Source organism: Pseudomonas sp. QTF5 (assembly GCF_000512695.2).
GTDB lineage: Bacteria > Pseudomonadota > Gammaproteobacteria > Pseudomonadales > Pseudomonadaceae > Aquipseudomonas.
The window spans coordinates 59,707-82,860 of the sequence record NZ_AZRW02000010.1 but is presented as its reverse complement, the minus strand read 5'-3'; the positions used below and the strand labels follow the sequence as shown (position 1 = coordinate 82,860).

Genomic DNA, 23,154 nt, shown 5'->3' with positions numbered 1-23,154 from the left:
GATGGGGGGCCGGGTCAGTGAATGTGTTTGGCGTAATGCCGCGGATCGAAGCGCAGAGCGATCAGGATCATCAATGCCATGACGCCGGTCAGTGACCACCAGGCCCATTCGAAACTGCCCAACTGATCGCGAATTATCCCGGCCATCAACGGCGAGAGGCCGGCAATCAGGTAACCGATGCCCTGCACGAAGGCAGTCAACCCGCCCGCGCGTTGGGGATTGTCCAGATGATCCAATGACACAATCAGGCTCATCGGGAACAGCCCGCCGATGCCCAGTCCAAGCAGGCAGGGCCACAACAGGCTCAGGTGTTGCGGGCTCAGAATCAGCCCGCAGAAACCGGCCATGATCAGCGTCAGCAACACCACCAGCACCAGTCTCCGGTCGCGGCTGCGGTTGGCGATGGCGGGTACCAATAGCCCCGACAACACTTCCATGGCGGTCAAAAAGCCCAGCAACAAACCGGCCTGTTGTTCGCTCCAGCCTTTTTCCACGTAGTACGGCGCCAGCCAGGCCAGCACACAGGTGTAGGACGCCGTGCCGAGGCCGAAGAAGATCGCGAGTAACCAGGCGCGGGAATGGGTGAAAAAGGATTCTTTGCCTGATGATTTGGCATCCAGCGTAGGCAACCCCGAGCGGTGGGCGCACCAGAACAGCAACGCCACCAGCGCCAGCGCTGCCCAGATCGCCAAGCCCACTCGCCAACTGTCGGTGCGGGTCATCACCAGCGGCGCAAACGACGCCGCGATTGCCGCGCCGCCCATGATCGACGTCACGTAGAGGCCCATGCACACGGAAACGTTGTCGCTGAAACGGGACTTGATCAGGGCGGGCATCAACGCCTGGATCAACGCAATGCCGATGCCAGCCAACACGGCACTCAAGATCAGTTCCGCCGCCGAATCGAGGAACAGCCGCGACACCGTGGCCAAGCCGATGATCAGCAGTGACAGCACCACGGTGCGTTGCTCGCCCAAACGCTGACTAATACCGATACCGAAGAACATCGCCAGCCCCATGGCCATGACTGGCAGCATCGTCAGGAGTGAGGCCAGGCTGAAACTCAGCGGGATATCACCGCGAATGGCTGATAGCAAAGGACCGACAGCGGCCATGGACGGACGCAGGTTCAGGGCAACAAGAATGATGCCGAACATCAGCCAGAAGGCAGGACGGGAGGTTGCGCGAACGTTTTCCATAATCGGACCTTCAAAAACAAGGAGCCGATTAGGCGCGCGAGCCTCGGAGGCCGCAAATCAGAAAGTCTGGAGCGGTATTTAAAAATTAAATAGCTGTGGTGCAACGCAGATCTAATGTGGGAGCGGGCTTGCTCGCGAAGGGGCCGTCACATCCGACATCTCTGTCGACTGACATTCCGCTTTCGCGAGCAAGCCCGCTCCCACATTAGGCCTGCGGTGGTTGGTAGATTTTGTTCACTTAAGGCATTTAGTGAATGTTTAGCCAATCCACACCCAAGGTTCTTCAAAACCCGATTTAACGACTTAACCGCCCATGTGACGCTGCGGATCATCTGTTTACCGCGGTCTTCTTTATGGACGGTTGTCCGGTCGCACTTCCCTCCGAACTGGCCTTCTGGGCGCTATGGCACTGCCGCCACGCGCGCCCGCCGGATTCTTGCATGTCCCGTTGATTGTTCTGACAGGTCCCGCGCTGTGCGCCGGGATCAACCCGGCGGCGCCTGTGCGTTTGCCTGACGCGGATAGACGAGAATTCCCATGAGTTGTGCCACGACATCCTTCGCCACGAAAGAACAAGCCCTGTCCTTCCTGGAACATAATCCGGATATCGGGATGTTCGAGCTGTTCATCGTCGACAACAACGGTGTGCCACGGGGCAAGTTGCTGCATCGCGATGAACTGCTGGCGGTGTACGAAAGCGGGCGGCCGCTGCCGAGTACCATTCTGGGCCTGACCATCAATGGCGATGATGTAGAGAGTTCCGGGCTGGTCTGGGACGTTGGTGATATCGATTGCCGGGCCTATCCGATCAGCGGCAGTTTGCAGCGTATGCCATGGCGATTGATTCCCACGGCGGCGGTGCAGGTCAGCATGCATCCAAAGGAGGGCATGCCCGCGACCATCGCCGACCCACGGCACCTGCTGGCCAAGGTCATCGAAAGCTTGCAGGCCGACGGTTATTACCCGGTGATGGCGGCGGAGCTGGAGTTCTATCTGCTGGATCAGCAGCGCGACAGCAACGGCCGGCCGCAGCCTGCGCGGGATGTCGATGGCGGGCGGCCACGCGCCACGCAGGTTTACGGCTTGCGGGAACTGGAGCAAATCGAGCCGTTTCTGGCCGACCTTTACAGCGCCTGCAAACTTCAGGGCATTCCGGCGCGCACGGCGATCTCCGAATATGCGCCGGGGCAGGTGGAAATCACCCTTGAACACCGCACCGATGCTTTGCAGGCGATGGACGAAGCGGTGCGTTACAAACGGCTGGTCAAGGGTGTGGCCCACAAACACGGAATGACAGCCTGCTTCATGGCCAAGCCTTTCGATGATATGGCCGGCACCGGGATGCACATGCACGTCAGCCTGGCGGACAAGGACGGCAACAACCTGTTCGCCAGCGAGGCTCCGGACGGCACGCCGCTGCTTAAACAAGCGGTCGGAGGAATGCTCGGCACGTTGCTCGATTCGTTGCTGCTGTTCTGTCCGAACGCCAACTCGTACCGTCGTTTCCAGACCAACAGCTACGCACCATTGGCGGCCACCTGGGGCGTGGACAACCGCACCGTGAGTTTGCGGGTGCCCGGCGGGCCGGCATTCTCCCGGCATATCGAGCACCGCATCTGTGGTGCCGACGCCAATCCGTATCTGGCGGCTGCGGCGATTCTGGCCGGGATTCATCGCGGCATCCGCGAGCAGCTTGACCCGGGCGCTCCGGTGGAGGGCAACGGGTATGCCCAGGCCACGGAATTGTTGCCGACCGACTGGTTGACCACGTTGCGAGCGCTGGAGGCATCGAACTGGGCGCGGGAGGCCTTCGGCGGTGAGTTTCTTGGCGTGTATCTGGCGGTGAAACGTGCCGAATACCGGCAGTTCATGGGCGAAGTCGGTGAGCAGGACTGGCGTTGGTACTTGCATCAGGCCTGAAATTAGTGTTGAAAGTTTGGGCATAATGCCATGAGCCAACTAATCGGTGGCTTATTTTTCACGAAAAATTGAGGGTTGGCTGCTTAAGATTTGTGTTGTCGCGGTAAATGAAATTTTCACATTTACCGCGGGCACTTCTTTTCAGGAACAGCCGATCATCATGTTGAAGTTCAAAGCCGTGCGCCCCGAGTGGGTGGTGTTGATTGCCAGTGCCTTTTTAGTGGCAGGGTTCAATTCAGTTCTCTGGCAACACCTCTTCGATATCACCGCTGCAGACGGTCAAGGCAGCGCCATGCGTATCGCGTTCGGGGTGATGATCCTGGCGGTCTTCAACATTGTGCTGACCTTGCTGGCATTCCGGCCGGTGATGAAACCCGTGTTGACGCTGATCTTTTTGGTCAGTGCCGGCGTGGCCTATTTCATGAGCCAATACGGTGTGTTGATCGACGCCGGTATGTTTCGTAACTTTGCAGAAACCAATGCCACAGAAGTGCGCGATTTACTGTCTGTGAAGTTGTTTGTTTATATTGTATTGCTCGGAATTTTACCGTCGTGGTTGTTGTGGAAAACGCCGGTTAATTATCGTCGTTGGCACCGCGAGTTATTAAGTAAAGTGCTGGTGAGTGTCGCATCGGTTGCGGTGATCGGTGGTGTCGCCCTGGTCAACTATCAAGGCCTGTCGTCGTTGTTTCGCAATCACCATGAATTGCGCCTGATGGTGGTGCCGAGCAACTACATAGGTGCCTCGCTCGGCTATCTGCGCGAGCAAGTAGTGTCTGCCCGCCAGCCCTTCATCAACATCGGCGAAGACGCTCGGAAAAACCCTATCTGGCAGACCCACGGCCGTAAATCCCTGACAGTACTGGTGGTGGGCGAAAGTGCCCGGGCGGAGAATTTTGGCATCCTGGGTTATGACCGCGATACCACACCCAAACTGGATAAAGAGGCTGGCCTGATCGCGTTCACCGATGTGCATTCTTGCGGCACGGAAACAGCCGTTTCGGTGCCCTGCATGTTCTCCAACATGGGCCGCAAGGATTACAACGCCAGCAAGGCGAAGAACGAGGAAGGTCTGCTGGACGTGCTCAAGCACGCTGGTCTCGAGGTGATCTGGCGCGATAACCAGTCGGGCTGTAAAGGCACCTGCGATCGGGTCACTGTCGACGACGTCAGTAACCTGAAAGACCCGGTGCTGTGCGCCAACAGCGAGTGCCGCGATGAAATTCTTCTGCAAGGTTTGCAGCACTTCATCGACACGCTGGATAAAGACACCGTGCTGGTACTGCATCAAATGGGCAGTCACGGTCCGGAATACTTCAAGCGCTACCCGAAAGAATACGAACACTTCACCCCGGTGTGTGAAAGCAATGCACTGAACAATTGCAGCCGCGAAAGTATCGTCAATGGCTACGACAACACATTGGTGTACACCGATCATGTGCTGTCGACCCTGATCGATCTGTTGCGCAGCAACCAGGACAAAGTCGATACCGCGATGCTTTATCTGTCGGATCACGGCGAATCGCTAGGCGAATACAACCTGTTTCTTCATGGCACGCCTTACCTGCTGGCGCCGGAACAACAGAAGCATGTAGCGATGCTGGCGTGGTTCTCCGACAGCTATCAAAAGTCGTTTTCGGTCGACACCCATTGCCTGCAACTGAGTCGCGAAAAGCCCCTGAGTCAGGACAACCTGTTCCATTCCATGCTTGGCCTGCTGGAGGTCAACAGCAAGGTCTATAACCCGGAGCTGGACATGTTTGCCGGATGCCGCGGTGCAGTGATCGACGGTGTGCTGGCCAAAGAATGAGGCCGTCGACCTTTTTTTCACGCGCCAGTCGTTAGTCTGCCCTCAGTCGATATTCCAACAAGAGCCATTGCACATGTCCGCGCAGCCCCCATCCGCCATCGAACTCGAGTTCGCCCGGCGCTACGATCAGGAACACGCCCGCGTCTGCCTTCAGTCGCGACCGCGTGGCCTGGCGGGGCGTTTGACGTTCTGGCGCGATGAGCAACTGGTGCGTAACGCGCTTCAGGTCGCGGGCGAACCGGGATTGATTCTTGATGTGGCCTGCGGTGCCGGGCGCTTCTGGCCGGTACTGGCCGAGCATGCGAATCGGGTGATTCTTGCGACCGATCCATCTCAGGACATGCTCGATCACGCCCGCACTCACCATCCGCAGCATTTGCTGGAGCGGGTCAAGACTTTTCAGAGTTCAGCCTTCACCATCGTTTTGTCGGCGAACGCGGTTGATTGCATTTTTTGCATGCAACTGTTTCAACACATCGCCAGTCCTGAGCATCGGTTGGCCATGCTGGGCGAGTTCCACCGGGTCAGTCGCGATACAGTGATTGTGGCTGTGCGGGTTGATGGGCGTTTCAAGCTGCGCCGATCGGACGTGGAGGGCGCAGAGGTCCAGCCGCAGGCGAGCAAGGCCGAGCTGGAGGCCGAGTTCAGGCAGGCGGGTTTCCACTTGCTCAGCCATCAGGACTTCCTGCCGGGTTGCGCGCGGATGCGGGTCTACGTGTTGCGCAAGGGCAACTAATTTCCACCTGTCAGACAATTCTTGCTGTTCTGCAGGTATTTTCGCTAAAGCTCTTGTTCAGTGGATGCGCGGAAATCGTCGGGGGCGATATATACTGCGCGCCATTCTTCAAGGGAGAGCCGTGTGGCCATCGATATTCACTGGATTCGCGACAACGATAGCCTCGGTCAGTTTTGTGCCGAGTGGCAGCAGCTGCCATTCGTTGCCCTCGACACCGAATTCATGCGGGTCGACACCTTTTACCCGATCGCAGGCCTGCTGCAGATCGGCGATGGCGTACGCGCTTACCTGATTGATCCGCTGACCATCGACAATTGGCAGCCATTGGCCGCGTTGCTGGAAAACCCGGCCGTGGTCAAAGTCGTGCATGCGTGCAGCGAAGACCTCGAAGTATTACTGCGCCTGACCGGCAGCTTACCGGCGCCGCTGTTCGACACCCAACTGGCCGCTGCTTACCTGAACCTCGGTTTCTCGATGGGCTATTCGCGACTGGTGCAGGAGGTGCTCGGCATCGACCTGCCCAAGGGCGAAACCCGTTCCGACTGGCTGCAACGTCCGCTGTCCGACACCCAGATCAGCTACGCCGCCGAAGATGCCTTGCATCTGGCGGAAGTTTTCGTACAGCTGCGTCCGAAGCTTTCTGACGAAAAGTACGCCTGGGTCCTGGAAGACGGTGCCGAGCTGGTGGCCAATCTGCGTCGCGAGGTCGACCCGTATGAGGTCTATCGCGACGCCAAACTGGCCTGGAAACTGTCCCGCGCCCAACTCGCCGTGTTGCGTGAACTTTGCGCCTGGCGTGAGACGCAGGCCCGTGCCCGTGATCTGCCGCGCAACCGCATCGTCCGTGAACATTCCCTGTGGCCATTGGCGCGTACGCAACCGGACAACCTCGGCGCGCTGGCGAAAATCGAAGACATGCACCCGCGTACCGTGCGTCAGGACGGCGAATTTCTGCTTGATCTGATCAAACGCTCTGGCAGTGTGTCGCCTGATCAATGGCCGCCAGCAGTGCCGGAGCCGTTACCGGTGGAAGCCGCCGCGCTGGTCAAACAGCTGCGCGCCATCGGCCAGGCCGAAGCCGAGCGCCTGAACATTGCGCCAGAGCTGATGCTGCGCAAGAAAACCCTGGAAGCGTTGCTCAAAAGCGGCTTCCCCAATGGTCCTTACCAATTGCCTGATTCGCTGCGTGGCTGGCGCCGCGAATTGATGGGCCAGGCGCTGCTCGACAGCCTGGCCACCGCCGGAGAACAGCCTTGAAACGTATTTGCTCCATCTATCGAAGCCTGAAGAAAAACGAGATGTACCTCTATGTGCTCAAAAGCGATGCACTGGAGCGCGTTCCGGAAAGTTTGATGGCTGCCTTCGGCAAACCGCATCACGCTTTCGATCTGGTGCTGACGCCCGAGCGCAAGCTGTCGCGCGAAGACATCACTGTGGTGCTGGAAAACCTCGAGAAGCAGGGCTACCACCTGCAAATGCCGCCGGCCGAAGACGAATACATCGAGCACCTGCCGGAAGAATTGCTGCGACGCAACGATCCGATGTAGTCGACAGACAGGCTCTGTTCAGAGCCTTCATGAAACACTGGAATGATTTTGACGATGGCCAGGGCGATGGAGTGATACTCCGTCGGCGGCCGTCTGCACTGTTTTTGAAAGGTTTGAACCATGCGCGTTCTGATTGCTGAACACGACCATCCTGTGTATGCCCAACTGTTGCGTCAGGCAGCGCCTGATCTGGAAGTACTGACCAGCGGCGACTCCGCCGAACTGGCCCGTCAGGCCGCCGACTGCCCGGTCTGGCTCGGCCAGCCGGACCTGCTGGCGACACTGTTGCGTCAGGGTCACCTGCCTGCATGGCTGCAGTCGACCTGGGCCGGCATCACGCCGTTGCTGGCAGACGGCCTGCCACGGCACTATCGCCTGACTCGCGCGGTAGGGATTTTCGGTCAGGTCATGGCCGAATACGTACTGACTTACATGCTCGGCCACGAGCGCGAAGTGCTGCCGCGGCTGGTCAGCCAGGTCGAGCGCAAATGGGACAATCGCCAGGGCCAAAGCCTGGCCGGACGCAAGGTGTTGATCGTCGGCACCGGTGACATCGGTCAGACGGTGGCGCAGTTTCTGCTGCCGTTTGGCGTCAAGTTGTATGGCATCGCCAGCACCGCCCGGGAGCAGGCACCCTTTGTCGAAGTCGGCGCGCTGAGTGATTTGCCGCGGCTGGTCGGTGAGGCGGATTACGTGATCAATCTGCTGCCGAATACCCCGAATACTCACGACCTGTACGACGCCGCACTGTTCAAGCAGTTCAAGCCGACGGGATTGTTCATCAACGTCGGGCGCGGCGTGGCGGTGGTCGATGCGGATCTGGTGGAAGCCTTGAAGGAAGGGCATCTGGCCGGGGCCGTGATCGACGTCTGCCGTCAGGAACCGCTGCCGCAACGCCATCCGTTCTGGACCGCGTGGGGCCTGTTGTTGACCGGCCACAGTTCGGCACCGACTTCGCCACCCATGATGGTGAAGTTGTTTGTCGAAAACTTGCGGGCGTATCAGGCGGGTGAAGCATTGCGTGGGGAAGTGGATTTCAATCGCGGGTATTGAAACCCCCGCGATCAATGTGGGAGCGGGCTTGCAGGTACTCGGCCAGCGTCGCCTTGCCGCCCAGCTTGCCGATCGCCACTGCGTAAATGGCACGTGGGTAGGGCTCTTTGCGACTGGCAAAGCTACCGGGCGGCGCAAAAACTCACAAGTGCCGTGTACCGACAGTCGCCAATGCTTGGCCCACCGATGCCTTGGCACTAGACTGGCGGCCTTTTCACCACCTGATGTTGATGCTTGAACCATGGCCGCCAAAGTCGAACCGTTCTGGATACGCAAAACCCTCGATCAACTCGATCAAGAGGAATGGGAATCGCTGTGCGACGGCTGTGGCCTGTGTTGCCTGCAAAAACTCGAGGACGAAGACGATAACTCCGTCTACTACACGCGTATCGCCTGCAAACTGCTGGACCTCAAAACCTGTCAGTGCACTGATTACCTCAACCGCCGCGACTTTGTGCCCGATTGCATCCAGCTCACGCCGGGCAAGGCTGATGAGTTCAAATGGCTGCCGCCGACCTGCGGCTATCGACTGGTCAGCGAAGGCAAGGATTTGCCGCTCTGGCATCACCTGGTGTGCGGTGATCGCGAGGCGGTGCATCACGAACGTATTTCCCAGTCCGGGCGCATGCTCGCCGAGGGCAGCGTGGCCGAAGACGATTGGGAAGACCATCTGATTTTTCGCGCGGGTTAATTCCCATTGCTTATGGTGGCGAGGGAGCTTGCTCCCGCTTGAGTGCGTAGCACTCACAAAATAGGAAGAGATGACAAAAATTCGGGGCCGCTACGCAGCCCAGCGCGAGCAAGCTCGCTCGCCACAATAGGAGTGTGTATGGCTGTGGGAGTGCGGCGGGCGTTGGCTGTCGGGCTGCTGGCCCTGAGTTTGCCTGTATGGGCGGCAAAGAAAGTCGATCTGGATTATCACGTGCGCCTGTTGCCGCAAAGCGATCAGGCCGAAGTGCGCCTGACCCTGGCCCAAGGTTCGGCGGTGCGCAGCCTGGATTTCGACTTGGGCGACGGCAGTCACTACAGTGATTTCAAGGCCGATGGCCAATGGCAGCTCACACCCGGCAAACAGGCCCGTGGTGTCTGGCGCCCAACTGCCGACAAGGCCAGCCTGACCTACCGCGTGCGCATCAGCCACGGGCGCAAGAGCGGCAGCTTCGACACTCGCATGACCCCAAACTGGGCGCTGATGCGTGGCGATGACCTGGTGCCGGCGGCCAAATTCGATCAACAGGACGGCATCGAACTGGTTTCACGCCTTGAGTTCGAATTGCCCAGCGGTTGGAAAAGCGTCGAAACCGCCTGGCCGCGGATCGGCAAGAACAAGTTCCGGATCGATAACGTCTCGCGCCTGTTCGACCGTCCCACTGGCTGGTTGGTCGCCGGCCACCTCGGCAGCCGTCGCACGCGACTGGGGGAAACCGAAGTCACCGTCGCCTCGCCTCAGGGGCAGGGTATGCGCCGCATGGACGTGCTGACGCTGCTGACGTTCGTGTGGCCGCAAGTGCAGGCGGTTTTTCCGCGTCATCCCAGCAAGTTGCTGATTGTCGGCGCGAACGACCCGATGTGGCGCGGCAGCTCGGCCGCGCATGAATCGATCTACCTGAACACGCGTCTGCCGCTGGTCAGCGAGAGCGGCAGCAGTGCCTTGGTGCGTGAACTGGTTCAAGCGTTCGGGCGGATCAACGACAGCCAGCGCAGCGACTGGATCAGCGAAGGGTTTGCCGAGTATTACGCCATCGAACTGGTGCGCCGCGCAGGCGGCATGAGTGATGAGCGGTATGAGAGCCTGCACAGCAAGTTGATCAAGGACAGCCAGAAGGTCAGCACTTTGCGCGGTGAGCAGATCAACCCGGCGCAGGTGGCCAAAGCGGTGGTGTTGTTACAGGAACTGGATCGCGAAATTCGCCTGAAAACCCGCAACAAGCGCTCGCTGGATGATGTGCTGCGTGGGGCGATGCATTTGGAAAGTGTGGATACCAAGGAATTCATTCAGCTCGCGGAAAGCGTTATTGGCGAGTCTTCCAAGGTGCTTGATACCGGGTTGCTTCAGTAGCACCGCCATCGCGGGCAAGCCTTAATGCCAGTCAGTTAAGGTGCGAAACCTGTGGGAGCGGGCTTGCTCGCGAAGACGGCGGCATAGTCAACATTGATGTCGCCTGACACACCGCTTTCGCGAGCAAGCCCGCTCCCACATTGAATTGCGCTTAACTGACTGGCATTAGGGCAAGCCTCGCTCCTACAGGATCCACACAATTCCCGTAGGAACGATAGAATTCACAAATTCCTGTAGGAGCGAGGCTTGCCCGCGAAGAGGCCCTGAGCCCCATCGCAACTTTCGGATCAGACTCCAGCCTTCGGCGAGTTCAACGAATCATTACCCGTCACGGTCGCCGTGCTGGTCGCCGCTTCGGCATTGGCTTTCATGCGGCTCAGCTCATCTCCGGCGCGCTCGATTCTCGCGCGTGCGTTTTCCATGTCCTGACGGTTCTTTTCCAACAGTCTTTTCGCCGAGCAATGCCCAGTGATTCCCCGGGCCAGGGCCATGCCGCCGATGGCTATTTCAATCAATCCGAACACGCCGCCGCGTCGCAGGCCCTTGCTCAGCATGACCACGCCACCCGCCAGGGAGCCGGCGCGTTCCCAACCATGAACGTTTTGTACGGAAGGGCTCTGGAACGGGGTGGTTTCGATACGTTCTACAGGATTGAACTCGCGCATGATCTGTCTCCAGGCAGGGAAGGGTTGCTTCAGCATATTTAGCTGACTGTCTGGGCGAGCGGCTTGTTCCATCGAATATGCGGCAATTCAGCGGAATTTCGGCCCGGAGCGGGTGTTGTTGCCCTTGGCCATGCGGTCGTACAGCACAACGTTGACGGTGGCCGCCAGGTTCATGCAGCCGGTGGTCGGGATGTAGACCACGTCTTCGCACCAGTCGCGGATGTCTTTATCCAGCGAACCGTCTTCGGGGCCGAAGATGTAGAGGGCGCGATCCGGGTGCGTGTATTCCGGCAGCGAACGGGCGCCGTCGACCAGTTCGACCGCGACCGGCACACAGCCAAGAGGCAGGATTTTTTTCAGGTCGTCGATGCCGATCAGCGGAATGTCGCAGTGGACCTTCTTGGTGTCGGTGACGAAATCGGCGGCGCGCTCATAGCGCTTGCCAGTGTAAAACACCGACGCCACGCCATAGCAGCCGGCGGCGCGCATCACCGAACCGACGTTCTCCGGTGATTTGGGGTTATACAAACCAATGCAGCTGTACCGTTTATCTGCCACGAGCGGGGTGCCTTCGGGGAAAAAACGGCGATTATACGGGGATTGGGGGAGGGTGGTCAGTGATCGTTCCCACGCAGAGCGTGGGAACGATCAGTAGGTGGGTTACTCGTCTTTCTTCATCAACCCCGCCAACGCCGCAAACGGGTTGTGCGTCGCCTTGGCAATCTTCGGCGTACTCAGCGAGCCTTCATCAAAATACTGCTGATCGGTATACCGCGAGTGTTCATTGTCGTGGCAATACAGGCACAACAGCTCCCAGTTCGAACCGTCCTGAGGGTTGTTGTCGTGGTTGTGGTCGCGGTGATGCACGGTCAGTTCGCTCAGGCGCTTGCCGGAGAACTCACGGGCGCAACGGCCGCACACGTGCGGGTACATCTTCAGGGCCTTGTCGCGGTAACCCATTTCCTTGTCGCGCTGGTTGTCGGCAAGGATGCGGTCCAGCTTCGACGTGTTGGACGGAGGCGTTGACGAACTCATGGGTTCACCTTTGTAAAGACTAATGACGGTTATGAGCCAAGTGTAGGGCTTGCTTATTTCGCGGCCTAGGAAATAAGTGATGACAGGCCCACGCTCAGCCCTTGAGCTTTTCGGCAATCCAGATGGTATGGCGGGTGCCCTTGTTGCCGTGGGCGAAGACTTGCACTTCCTCGGCCTTGAAACCGGCTTTTTTCAGCTTGTCGGAAAACTGCCGGTCGGCGCTGGCCGACCATACCGCCAGCACGCCTTTGGGGCGCAGGGCCTTGGCGCAGGCACTCAGGCCCCCAGCGGAATAGAGCCAGCTGTTGGCCTTCTGGGTCAGGCCTTCGGGGCCGTTGTCGACGTCGAGCATGATCGCATCGAAACCTAGCGGCTCGGCTTGCAGCACTTTGGCCACATCTTCCATACGGATCACGGTGCGCGGGTCGAGCAGCGGGTTGCCGGCTTTCTCGCCCAGCGGGCCGCGGTTCCACTCCACCACGCCGGGCACCAGCTCAGCGACCACCACTTCAGCTGTTTTGCCCAAATGCTTGAGCGCCGAGGCGAGGGTGAAGCCCATACCCAGGCCACCGATCAATACCCGCGAATTCGGCCGGCCGGCGACCTTGCGGCAGGGGATTTCGGCCAGTGCATCTTCGGAGCCGTGCATGCGTGTGTTCATCAACTGCCCGCCGTCACCGCCCTGAATCTTGATGACGAAATCCTCGCCATATTCGAACAGGCACAAGGCACCGCCGTTTTCAGGAATGGGGGTGGTGTCGAGCAGAACGAAACGTTTCATGGGGCTCTCTTGAGGAAAAATTGACAGATGGAAGAAGGCAAACGAGTGCAGTTGGGAGTAGCCTGCAAAAGACCACAAGGCCAATGGAGCCATTGATGAAGCGCACCATTCTAACGGTCATTGCCCTGGCCGCGCTCTCGATAACTGCAGTGCAGGCCCAAGAGCTGCAAACCATCCCCACCAGCCCTGTGCCGATGCCCGGTTCACCCGGCACCGCCACGCCGACGCCGTATCCGCAGATCACCCCGACCAGCGTGCCCAAGGCCGGTTCCGGCAGTGGCGGGCCACCGTTGTTGCCGCCGATCGAAATGCCCAATCCACCCAAGGACCAGACTTTGCCAGGCCTTGAGCCGAGCACGACGAAAATCAAAACACCGGGCGGGTGAGACAGGACACTAGACCTGCTGCGAGAGCAATTGCCCGTCGGCCATGCGCAATCGTTTGGAAAGGGAAACGGCGAGGGCGCGGATGATCTTCGCGGCGATTTTTGGCGCGTCGTTGAGCATCTTTTCCAGCGAGTCCTTGCCCAGGTTGAGCAACTGGCAATTGCTCGCGGCCACGCAACTGGCTGAACGCCGTTCGCCGTCGAGCACGGCCATTTCGCCGAACGCCCGACCGCTGCGCAAGGTAGCCATGGTCACCCGCTGCCCGTCGCTGTTGGTCTTCTGCACCGCGACCTGGCCGGTGTGGATGATGCACATGAAACTGCCGGCATCGCCCTCATGGAAAATCTCTTCGCCTTCGGCGACGGTGCTGATGCTGAAATATCCCGAAGCCGCCACGAAGTCTGCCGGCAGCAGTTGATCGAACATGCCGCAGTCCATCAGCCAGTCGCGAATTTCTTTGTTCAGTAAGGTCGGTTCTGACATGTCGTCACGGTCTTTTTCTTGTGTCTATGTCTGTTCCGGATCGTGGGTAGCCGTTGATCCCCTGTGGGAGCGGGCTTGCTCGCGAAGGGGGCTCACATTCAACATCAATGTTGACTGACACACCGCTTTCGCGAGCAAGCCCGCTCCCACATTGGTTTTATGTTGTATCCGGATCCGGTGTCGGTGTTAAGACCGGTACGCCAGGCCAAGTTCCTCAGGCGATGCCCAAAACCTTGAAAACAAATGCGTATTCGAGGGCTACGTCACGTAATCCCTGATAACGACCGCTCATCCCGCCATGCCCGGCACCCAGTTCAGTCTTGAGCAACAAGGCGTTGGCGTCGGTTTTGGTCGCGCGCAATTTCGCTACCCATTTGGCCGCTTCCCAGTACTGCACACGGCTATCGTTGTAGCCGGCGATCACCAACGTTGCCGGATAGGCTTGCGCGGTGACGTTTTCGTACGGGGCGTAGGCCTTGATCCGATCATAGACGTCCGGCTCTTGTGGATTGCCCCACTCGTCGTATTCCGTGACGGTCAGCGGTAGTTCTGGGTCGAGCATGGTGTTGAGCACGTCGACGAACGGCACTTCGGCAATCGCCGCACCGAACAGCTCCGGCCGCTGATTGAGTACCGCGCCGATCAGCAAGCCACCGGCGCTGCCACCGCTGATCGCCAGCTGCGATGGGGTGGTGAAGCCGTTGGCGATCAGGTGTTCGGCGCAAGCGATGAAGTCGCTGAAAGTGTTGTGCTTGTGTTCCTGCTTGCCGGCGCGGTACCAGGCTTCGCCCAGCTCACCGCCACCGCGTACATGAGCGATGGCAAACGCCATGCCGCGATCCAGCAGGCTCAGGCGCGCGTGGGAGAACCACGGGTCGAGGCTTTCGCCGTAGGCGCCGTAGCCGTACAGATAAAGCGGCGTCGGCTTGCCGAGGAACTCGCGTTTGACCACAACGCTGATCGGCACTTGCGTACCGTCCGGTGCCGTCGCCCAAAGCCGCTGGCTGACGTACGCATCGGCGTCGAACGGGCCGAGCACCGGGGTTTCCTTGAGGACTTGCTGCTCGCCGCTGGTCAGAATCAGTTGGCGGATCTGCGCCGGACGGTTCAAGGCTTCGTAGCGCAGACGGATCCGGTCGCTGACAAATTCCAGGCTGTTCTGCACATGCAGGCTGTAGGCCGCGTCCGGCAATTGCACGCGATAGGGCACCAAGTCCTGTGGGCGGACTTCGATGATCGGCAGGCCACCTTCGCGCAGGCTCAGGGTCATGGCCTCGGCGTTCAGGCTCATGCCTTCGAGCATCACTGTGTCGCTGTGGGGAATCAGGTTCTGCCAGTCGGCTTCGGTCGGCGCGACGCCGGTATCGACGGCCTGGTACAGGGCGAAGTTGATGCCATCGCGGTTGGTGCGGATCAGCCACGTCCACTCGCCATCGAGTTTGCCGTGATCGACATCGTACTCATGTTCTTCGACCCTCGGCGCCAGGCAGGTAAAGGCCTGATGCGGCAGAGAGGCGTCGAGCACCCAGACTTCGCTGGTGGTCTTGCTGCCCAGCGACAACAGCAGTTGCCGTTCGGAACTGGAGCGGTAGCAATGCAGGAAGAATCGACCATCCGGCTCATGGAACACTTCTTCGGCCGCGGTGCCGTCCAGCCGATATCGGAACAGTTTGTGCGGGCGATGGGTCTCGTCGAGTTCGCCGAAGAACAGCGTCAGACTGTCGTTGGCCCAGGTCATGCTGCCGTCGCAGTCCTGGAATTCCAGTTCGCTGACGCGGCCGCTGGATAATTCCTTCACGAACAGCGTGTAAATCTCCTCGCCGCTGGAATCGATGCTGTAGGCCAGACGCTGGTGGTCCGGGCTGATGCTGAACGCGCCCAGGGAAAAGAAGCCCCCCTTGGCCAGCACGTTCGGATCAAGCAGCAGTAGTTCCTGGCTTTCGTCGATCTGCAGGCTGCCATCGACCGGACGCGGGCAGCGGTAGTGACGGGCGTATTCGTCACCGGCGGTAGTGCGCGTGTAATACAGGTACGGGCCCCAAGGCGAGGGCAGCGACAAATCGGTTTCGAGAATCCGCGCTTTGATCTCTTCGAACAGGGTTTCGCGCAGCCCGGCCTGATCGGCGGTTTGCGCCTCTTGATAGCGGTTTTCAGCTTTCAGGTAATCGAGCACCGCGTCGGTGTCGCGCTCCTGCAGCCAGGCATACGGGTCAGAACCGTCGGCCTTGTGGGCAATCGGGGCGCTGTTGACGTTGGCGGATAAGGGCATGAATGACTCTCGAACAATGTACGGAATAGGGGCTTCGCAACCTGTGGGAGCGGGCTTATGGTGAGGGGGCTTTTCTGTGGCGAGGGAGCTTGCTGCCGTTGAACTGCGCAGCAGTTCCTTTTTTGGGGCCGCTTCGCAGCCCAACGGGAGCAAGCACCCTCGCCACAAAAGCTCCCTCGCCATAACCTCCCTCACCACACAAGTTCGCTCCCACAGGGTCTGTTGTCTTGCCCGACTGGTATTGGGACAAGCCTGACGTGCGAAAAGTCGTTACTATAAGCGCCTCTGTGCGACACGCGTAGCGTGTCTTCAAGACTTCAAGGTGTATGGTCATCTTGAAGGGTTTTCGAAAGGAAACCGACAGCTTGGGTAACCAATCCCGAGAAACAAAACCGTTCCAGAAGTCCAATGCCTTCAAGGACTTGCCGCTGCGGCGGTGGCACCCCAAGGTCGACTAGCGCTCGGAGGTTCGACCACAGAACGGGTTTCACTGGTTCTGGAGCGCCCATCAAATCATCGGTTCTTTTTAGAACCCTACCCATGCGGGAGAGAATCCCCGCAGGGGTTTTCTCCTGCTTCTGAAACAGGAGGAAATAATTCTTTGGGCATGCTGCTAGTCAGTTCCTGCCCCCCTCAATGTGAAGACGCGAGCGAAAGCTCTGTCTGTCATTGTCCATCTAGCTTGTCCTCAAGCTAGCAGCGGACTCGTTGTGCGACCAACGATAGCCTAGGAAAACATGCGTCATCGGTAACGGTGAGGTGTGAAGCTTTTCTAACAACGTAGCCCCCAAACGGGTCTGCAATTGCCGCGAGGTGATGCAGAGATGCTCGGAGCAGTACCGGGTTGAGGCGCCAGGCTGGTTGGCATGGGCAACATATGTGAACTGCTGATAAACGTCGTAATTATAAACAAGCCAAAACTGCTAATAGGCTTGAGCCAAAAGGCACGTGGTCGGATACCTCTGTAGAGGCTGGAGGTACGTCGTCATCAAAACCACCGGCGGAAAGGCAGGCCCTAAACCAATCGTGTGACAGGCAGGGAACGTGGTAAGCCCGTATGGCTGCCTTCGGGCAGGCGAGCCGCAAGGTGAGCTGTTGGCTGTGCGGGTATGGGATCGCAGAGAAAGCGAACGCCGAGCTGTAATGGTTCGGATAGGGGTTGAAACATAACCCCACGGGAAACCGGGCAGACTTCTGCGTGGTCTTTCGTCGCATGAGCTCTGATTGAACCTGTCTCAATGATCTTAGAGGCCAGCAGTATTGGTCTCCTACTAATCCAACCCTGACGGGAGCGTCCATTCCCGTCAGGGGATGCGTACGTCTTCCGCTCAGGCGCGTTGAGAGGAAGGCAGCATGAAAGTACATAGCCATACGGCCGTGTCTGCGCCTTCCGGCGCTCCGCAGCAATGGCACGACATCGACTGGTGTCGTGTCCAGCGGAATGTCCGGGCGATGCAGCTACGGATTGCGAAGGCTTGTCGGGAAGGCAATTGGCGCAGGGTTAAATCCTTGCAACGGATGCTGACTCGCTCTCGTTCGGCCAGATACTTGGCTACACGGCGAGTCACTGAAAACCAGGGCAAGCGCACGGCGGGAGTCGACCGCGTGCTTTGGGATACACCCGATGCCAAATGGAAAGCGGCAAACGGGTTGAAGCGCCACGGATACAAGCCACGGCCTCTACGGCGTGTCTTCATTCCGAAGTCAAATGGGACGGAGCGCCCACTGGGCATCCCGACCATGACTGACAGGGCTATGCAGGCGTTATATCTGCTGGCCTTGGCGCCCATTGCGGAAACCACCGGCGATCCGAACAGCTATGGCTTTCGGATCGAGCGTTCAACGGCGGATGCGATGGGTCAGTTATTCGTCTGTTTATCCAAGAGGGTTTCGGCCCAATGGGTATTGGAGGCGGATATCAAAGGTTGCTTTGATCATATCAACCACGACTGGTTGATCGCCCACGTCCCTACGGACAAGGTGGTTCTCCAGAAATGGTTAAAGGCTGGCGTGATTCATAAGGGCCAGCTACAGGCAACGAATGCCGGTACGCCGCAGGGCGGGATTATCTCGCCCACCTTGGCAAACATGGTGCTGGATGGTCTGGAAACACAGCTCAAGCAACATCTGGGCGTGACAAAGGCCAAGAAGCTGAAAATCAACGTGGTGCGCTACGCGGACGATTTTGTGATTACGGGAGGCTCGAAAGAGGTGCTGGAAAACGAGATCAAACCTTGGGTTGAGCAGTTCCTGGCAGTACGGGGACTGCAGCTGTCACTCGAGAAAACCCGTGTCGTTCACATAGATGAGGGGTTCGACTTTCTAGGATGGAATTTCCGCAAGTACGACGGGAAGCTCCTGATCAAGCCAAGCAAAAAGAACGTGAAAGCGTTCTACCGCAAGGTAAAGGAGGTCATCAGCACCAACAAAACGGTAAAGCAGGCGGATCTGGTCCGACTGCTAAACCCGATACTCAGAGGCTGGGCGCTGTATCACCAGCCTGTGGTTGCCAAGAAGGCGTACAGCCGGATGGACAATTCGATCTTCCATGCTCTTTGGCGTTGGGCGAAACGGCGACATCCTAACAAGTCGCTGGAGTGGGTCCGGAGGAGTTATTTTCAGGCTCACGAAGGCAGGAGTTGGGTATTCGCCACCACGGTGTTGAAGGCGGACGGGACGAAAACACTAGCTCCTATGTACTCGTTAGCGAGTATTCCGATTGAGAGGCATCGGAAGGTGAGTGGGGAATACAATCCCTTTGACCCTTCCATGGAGGAAATGGGCGAGAAGCTACGAATGGAACGGATGCTCAAAAAGCTGAAGTACCGGAAGCAAATTGTCAGGCTCTTTCAAGGCCAGCAAGGCCTTTGTCCGCTGTGCAAACAGCCAATCACCAAGGTCAGTGGATGGCACGACCATCACATAATCCAACGCTCCCATGGCGGTGGAGACACCTTGGATAACCGGGTACTATTGCACCCAGTTTGTCATCAACAGCTTCACAGCCGTGGATTGACAGTAAACAAGCCGGCTCCGCAAGGGGCTTTCTAAAGACTTGAGCCGTATGCGTTGAAAGGCGCACGTACGGTTCTTAGGGGGAGGCAGACCAGAAATGGTTTGTCTCTACCCGACTTGCCTGCCTTGCCATGGACACCATGACCGAGAACGACTATCTGATCGCTTGGGGCCTCTACGCCTTTGCCGCTTTAGGCTGCCTGTTGGTGTGGATGCGCATCACCCGCTGGATGTGGCGTTGGCTGCGTGAGCCGCTGCGGCTGCTGGTGGCGGTGTTGCTGTTCAGCCCGACCATCATCGACCCGGTGAAAGAAAAGATCGCCCCGTCCATCGCCATTACTGCCCTCGACTTGCTGTTCAAGGTCGGCAACAACGCCTGGCGCGCGGTTTCCGATCTGTTCATGTACGGCATGATTGCCTTCGGCATTTACCTGGTTTTCGTGGCCATTCGCTTCCCCATCGAGCGCGCTTCCAACGCTCGCAAGGAACAGGCGGCGGCCGCCAAGGCTGCCGCGCGGGCCGACGGGCCTGACGACGATCAGCCTTTCGGCGGGGCCGGCGATGATCGTTACGGCCGGCCACCGGTGCCGAGTAACCCTCAGCGTTTGCGGGTCGAACCGCGTCTGTAACCGTGCCCCTGTACTGAATCGAGAGTCCGAGCATGTGTGAGTTATTGGGCATGAGCGCCAATGTCCCGACCGATATCGTGTTCAGCTTCACCGGGCTGATGCAGCGCGGCGGCCGCACCGGGCCGCACCGTGACGGTTGGGGCATCGCTTTTTATGAAGGCCGTGGTCTGCGGCTGTTCCAGGATCCGGCGGCGAGCAGCGAGTCGGAAGTGGCGAACCTGGTGCAGCGCTATCCAATCAAAAGCGAAGTGGTGATTGGCCACATCCGCCAGGCCAATGTCGGCAAGGTCTGCCTGTCCAACACCCACCCGTTCGTGCGCGAGTTGTGGGGGCGCAACTGGTGTTTCGCCCACAACGGCCAGTTGGCCGACTTCAATCCGATCGCCAGTTTTTACCGCCCCGTTGGCGATACCGACAGTGAAGCGGCATTTTGCGATTTGCTCAATCGGGTACGTGCGGCGTTCCCCGAGCCAGTAGACATCGAAGCGCTGTTACCGGATCTGGTGGCCGCCTGCGCGGAGTACCGCAGCAAAGGCGTGTTCAACTGCTTGCTCAGCGACGGCGACTGGTTGTTCTGCTACTGCTCGAGCAAACTGGCGCAGATCACCCGCCGAGCACCGTTCGGCCCGGCGCGTTTGAAGGACGTCGATGTGATCGTCGACTTCCAGGCCGAAACCACGCCCAATGACGTGGTCACAGTGATTGCCACCGAACCCTTGACCGAAAACGAAACCTGGACCCGCTACGAACCGGGCCAATGGAGCCTTTGGCGACGCGGTGAATGCGTCAGCCAGGGCAAGACCGAATAAGGATCTCTCCCCCATGTTGCTCAGTTATCTTCGGCTGGTGTTGTTCGCGGCGGGCCTGTTGATCGGTGTCCAGGTGCCTGGGTTCATCAGTGATTATGCCAAGCGGGTCGAGGCGCATCTGATCGAGGCGCAGACCGGTTTGAGCGGTTTTCAGGGCACGGCCAATCAGTTTTTCAAGGGTGATATGCAGGCGCTCGTGGCCCATTACCGTGCCAGCGAAGACCCGATCTTTCGCAGCGATGCCGACAGCCTGAGCACCTTGCTCACCCGTCAACTGGCCCTCGACAAGCAATTCCAGGCCATGCAAGGCCCGTGGTACATCCGTTTCCTGCAAGTGGCCCTGGCCGCCGACCCGGATATTCGCAAGGAAACCTGGAATGGCTACAGCTACCAGATCCTGCTGACGCCGGAAGCGATGATTTGGGGCATGAGCGGCGCGTTGCTGCTGTCGTTCGGCATTGAATGCCTGTTCCGTCTGATCGACTGGGTGGTGCTGGGCGGCAAGCGTTTGCGCCAGAGCCGGCCGATCGAAGAGCGGGATTTGCGCGGTTTGTAACCCTGTAGAGCCAGCTTGCCGGCGATTGCCACGACACGGTATGCCTGGCAGATCGCATCGCTGGCAAGCCGGCTCCGGTTTTTACCAATCCACCGAATAGCTCATGCTCAGCGTGCGGCCTTCGGCATTGGCGTATGGCGCTCTGGCGTTGGCCTGGGTGAACAGGTTCTGGTACGTGCGATCAGTCAGGTTATACACCCCGCCTTCAAGACGACCGACCGGCAGTTGCACGGAGCCGAGCAGGTCCACCAGCGTATAGCCTTCGATCTCGCGTCCGTTGTTGTCCTTGGCGGCGGCGTCGTAACTGGACAAATGCATGCCTTGCAGGCGCAGGCTGTAGTCGTCTTCGGTGTAGCCGACGAACAGTGTGGTCTTGGCCGGTGAGATGCGCGTAGCCGGCAGATCGATCCATTTGCCGTTCTGCTCGGTCTCGCCTTTGGCCCAGGCATAAGTGCCACCCACCGACCAGTGATCGGTCGCGCGATAGGTCAGGCTGTTTTCGATGCCGCGAACTCGCTCTTTCTGGTTGATCAGGCGCAATACGCGATCATTGGCATCGTAGAACTGGGTCACGTCCGAGGTGTTTTCGTACACGGTGACATCAGCCTGCCACTGGTCCCAGTTGCCGCGCCAGCCCAGCTCGTAACTGTCGACCTTGATGGCCTGGGCGTTGAGACTCTGAATGTCGAAGGTGCTGCTGACATCGCGCATGAAGCGCTGGATATCCGGCAGCGAAAACCCCTGGCTGTAATTGGCGAAAACGTCCTGGTTTTCACTCAGGTGGTAGACCGCCCCCAGGTTGTACAGGGTGGCATCGTACTTGAGGGTGTCACCGGGCAGCGTTGCGCGTACGCCGGTCTGGACGATCTGACCATAAGCGATGCTGTCGGAGACCTCGCTTTCGATCCATTCACGGCGCACACCGCCACGCAAGGTCCAGTCACCGATGTCCCAGGACATCTGCCCGAACAGCGATTTGGTGGTGGTTTCGATGTCCGGGCCCAGCTCGTAGGTGGTGCCGGTCTTGGTGTAGGTCAGGCCATTGAGCGTGTATTGATCACCTCGTTGGCGGGAGCGCTCATTATTATAGTCGGCGCCCCAGACCAGATTACCCGTGGCACTCCCGATCGCCGGCAGTGGCGTGTCGATGGCCGCGCGCAGGCCGTAGACATCTTGCACACTGTTGTTGTCGGAGATCCCGGCCCTGCCTCGCGACAGGTCCGGAAAGAACAGTGCATCGGCGCGGCGCCAGTAGCTTTCCAGTTGCAGGCCCTGACCGTAGAAATCCTTGTCGGTGTAGTTGAGGTTGACCGCCTGGTTATGGGTATAGGGCTGGTCGTCGAGTTTCAGCCCTTTGACCGCCACGGCTTCCTGCCGGTTTGTCGGGTCTTTTGTGTAGCCAGTGTCCTGCTGGTCCTTGTAGTCCTGCAGCGACAGGCTAAGTTTTTTGTCAGCATCCAGTTCGTAACCGAAACGACCTTGCAGGTCATAGGTTTCGGTATCCATGTTGCTGCCCTGGGAGGTGTCTTGAGGGATGCGGTTGCCGTTGCCATCGAACTGATCGTTACGCTGGGTCAGGTCGGCGGAGACGTACCAGTCAAGGGCATCCTTGCGCCCCGTCGCACTCTGGAAGGCTTCGTAGGCGAAGCCTTTGCGGTTGAGGTTATTGCCGCTGGTCAGGCCCAGTTTGCTGCTGTAGGCAATGTCCTGGCCCTGATTGCGCTTGGTGATGATGTTGATGATGCCGCCTGAAGCACCGGCACCGTAGATGCTGCTGGCGCCGGAGATCACTTCGATGCGTTCGATGCTGGCCGGGGCGATGCTGTTGAGCTGGCGGAAGTTGTCGCGCGTGGCGTTCTGCGATACGCCATCGATCAACACCAGCATGTTACGCCCGCGCAGGGTCTGACCGAAGTTGCTCATCCCGCCGCTGGATGGCGCAAGGCCGGGGACCAATTGCCCGAGGATGTCGGAGACCCGGCGACCCGCGCCGCTCTGCTCACGGACCTGCTGTTCGTCGATCACCTGGACCGAGCCCGGAATTGAAGCAATGCTCGCTTCGCTACGAGTCGCGGAGACGACGGTGGCTTGCATGTTCAAGGTGCCGGGCTGCTGCTCGGTATCCTCGGCCCAGGTCTGGGCGCTGAAGGTACCGAGCAGCGGGATCAGCAGGGAGAGTTTGGTTCGAGTCATGACGTGGTC

General features: G+C 59.0%; 21 protein-coding genes. 13 read left to right on the top strand and 8 right to left on the bottom strand.

The annotated features are described in order from the left end of the window. Positions 1 to 14: 14 nt before the first annotated feature. Entirely contained in the window at positions 15 to 1,199 is a 1,185-nt protein-coding gene (locus IC37_RS10650; protein WP_030132643.1) for a cyanate transporter, read from the bottom strand. 612 nt (positions 1,200 to 1,811) lie between these two features. Between IC37_RS10650 and IC37_RS10645 the strand changes: the two genes are divergently transcribed. The 8 genes from IC37_RS10645 (at position 1,812) to IC37_RS10610 (ending at position 10,324) form a co-directional block, all read left to right on the top strand. Then, complete coding sequence (locus tag IC37_RS10645) at positions 1,812 to 3,119, top strand: glutamine synthetase family protein (protein WP_371916322.1); 1,308 nt, start codon at positions 1,812 to 1,814, stop codon at positions 3,117 to 3,119. A 160-nt stretch (positions 3,120 to 3,279) separates the two neighbouring features. After that, entirely contained in the window at positions 3,280 to 4,929 is a 1,650-nt protein-coding gene (locus IC37_RS10640) for a phosphoethanolamine transferase (protein ID WP_030132641.1), read from the top strand. Between the two features lie 73 nt (positions 4,930 to 5,002). Further along, entirely contained in the window at positions 5,003 to 5,665 is a 663-nt protein-coding gene (locus IC37_RS10635; RefSeq protein WP_030132640.1) for a class I SAM-dependent methyltransferase, read from the top strand. Positions 5,666 to 5,788: 123 nt separating this feature from the next. Beyond that, complete coding sequence (gene rnd, locus IC37_RS10630; RefSeq protein WP_030132639.1) at positions 5,789 to 6,922, top strand: ribonuclease D; 1,134 nt, start codon at positions 5,789 to 5,791, stop codon at positions 6,920 to 6,922. After that, positions 6,919 to 7,212 (top strand): YcgL domain-containing protein, encoded by a 294-nt coding sequence (locus tag IC37_RS10625; protein ID WP_007898694.1) that lies wholly within the window; start codon positions 6,919 to 6,921, stop codon positions 7,210 to 7,212. The genes rnd and IC37_RS10625 overlap by 4 nt, the downstream gene beginning before the upstream one ends. 120 nt (positions 7,213 to 7,332) lie before the next feature. Then, positions 7,333 to 8,265, top strand: coding sequence for a D-2-hydroxyacid dehydrogenase (locus IC37_RS10620; protein ID WP_030132638.1), 933 nt, complete (start codon positions 7,333 to 7,335; stop codon positions 8,263 to 8,265). Positions 8,266 to 8,506: 241 nt separating this feature from the next. Next, positions 8,507 to 8,956 (top strand): YcgN family cysteine cluster protein, encoded by a 450-nt coding sequence (locus tag IC37_RS10615; protein ID WP_030132637.1) that lies wholly within the window; start codon positions 8,507 to 8,509, stop codon positions 8,954 to 8,956. Positions 8,957 to 9,094: 138 nt separating this feature from the next. Then, on the top strand, positions 9,095 to 10,324 hold the full coding sequence (locus tag IC37_RS10610; protein WP_030132636.1) for a hypothetical protein: 1,230 nt from the start codon (positions 9,095 to 9,097) through the stop codon (positions 10,322 to 10,324). A gap of 287 nt (positions 10,325 to 10,611) precedes the next feature. Here the strand turns inward: IC37_RS10610 and IC37_RS10605 are convergent, their stop codons facing one another. The 4 genes from IC37_RS10605 to IC37_RS10590 form a co-directional block, all read right to left on the bottom strand. After that, complete coding sequence (locus IC37_RS10605) at positions 10,612 to 10,989, bottom strand: DUF2892 domain-containing protein (RefSeq protein ID WP_030132635.1); 378 nt, start codon at positions 10,987 to 10,989, stop codon at positions 10,612 to 10,614. An 87-nt stretch (positions 10,990 to 11,076) separates the two neighbouring features. Then, positions 11,077 to 11,547, bottom strand: a complete 471-nt coding sequence (locus IC37_RS10600) for an RNA methyltransferase (RefSeq protein WP_030132634.1) — start codon at positions 11,545 to 11,547, stop codon at positions 11,077 to 11,079. Between the two features lie 102 nt (positions 11,548 to 11,649). Beyond that, positions 11,650 to 12,024, bottom strand: a complete 375-nt coding sequence (locus IC37_RS10595; RefSeq protein WP_030132633.1) for a YajD family HNH nuclease — start codon at positions 12,022 to 12,024, stop codon at positions 11,650 to 11,652. Positions 12,025 to 12,118: 94 nt separating this feature from the next. Next, entirely contained in the window at positions 12,119 to 12,805 is a 687-nt protein-coding gene (locus tag IC37_RS10590; RefSeq protein WP_030132632.1) for a spermidine synthase, read from the bottom strand. A 95-nt stretch (positions 12,806 to 12,900) separates the two neighbouring features. On the opposite strand from IC37_RS10590, the gene IC37_RS10585 reads away from it, so the two are divergent. Beyond that, positions 12,901 to 13,191 carry a hypothetical protein gene (locus IC37_RS10585; protein WP_095920352.1) on the top strand — a complete coding sequence of 97 codons (291 nt, stop codon included), beginning with the start codon at positions 12,901 to 12,903 and terminating at the stop codon, positions 13,189 to 13,191. Positions 13,192 to 13,200: 9 nt separating this feature from the next. Here the strand turns inward: IC37_RS10585 and IC37_RS10580 are convergent, their stop codons facing one another. After that, a complete protein-coding gene (locus IC37_RS10580; protein WP_030132630.1) occupies positions 13,201 to 13,674 on the bottom strand; it encodes a cyclic nucleotide-binding domain-containing protein in 474 nt (157 codons plus the stop codon). Between the two features lie 214 nt (positions 13,675 to 13,888). After that, complete coding sequence (locus tag IC37_RS10575) at positions 13,889 to 15,943, bottom strand: S9 family peptidase (RefSeq protein WP_030132629.1); 2,055 nt, start codon at positions 15,941 to 15,943, stop codon at positions 13,889 to 13,891. 1,353 nt (positions 15,944 to 17,296) lie between these two features. Between IC37_RS10575 and ltrA the strand changes: the two genes are divergently transcribed. The 4 genes from ltrA (at position 17,297) to IC37_RS10555 (ending at position 20,952) form a co-directional block, all read left to right on the top strand. Beyond that, positions 17,297 to 18,994, top strand: a complete 1,698-nt coding sequence (gene ltrA / locus IC37_RS10570) for a group II intron reverse transcriptase/maturase (protein WP_095920351.1) — start codon at positions 17,297 to 17,299, stop codon at positions 18,992 to 18,994. 95 nt (positions 18,995 to 19,089) lie between these two features. Then, positions 19,090 to 19,587 carry a hypothetical protein gene (locus tag IC37_RS10565; protein WP_030132627.1) on the top strand — a complete coding sequence of 166 codons (498 nt, stop codon included), beginning with the start codon at positions 19,090 to 19,092 and terminating at the stop codon, positions 19,585 to 19,587. 32 nt (positions 19,588 to 19,619) lie between these two features. Beyond that, on the top strand, positions 19,620 to 20,396 hold the full coding sequence (locus IC37_RS10560; protein WP_030132626.1) for a class II glutamine amidotransferase: 777 nt from the start codon (positions 19,620 to 19,622) through the stop codon (positions 20,394 to 20,396). 13 nt (positions 20,397 to 20,409) lie between these two features. Next, entirely contained in the window at positions 20,410 to 20,952 is a 543-nt protein-coding gene (locus IC37_RS10555; RefSeq protein WP_030132625.1) for a DUF2937 family protein, read from the top strand. Between the two features lie 81 nt (positions 20,953 to 21,033). Here IC37_RS10555 and IC37_RS10550 read toward each other — a convergent pair whose 3' ends face one another. Beyond that, entirely contained in the window at positions 21,034 to 23,145 is a 2,112-nt protein-coding gene (locus IC37_RS10550) for a TonB-dependent receptor (protein ID WP_030132624.1), read from the bottom strand. Positions 23,146 to 23,154: the final 9 nt, after the last annotated feature.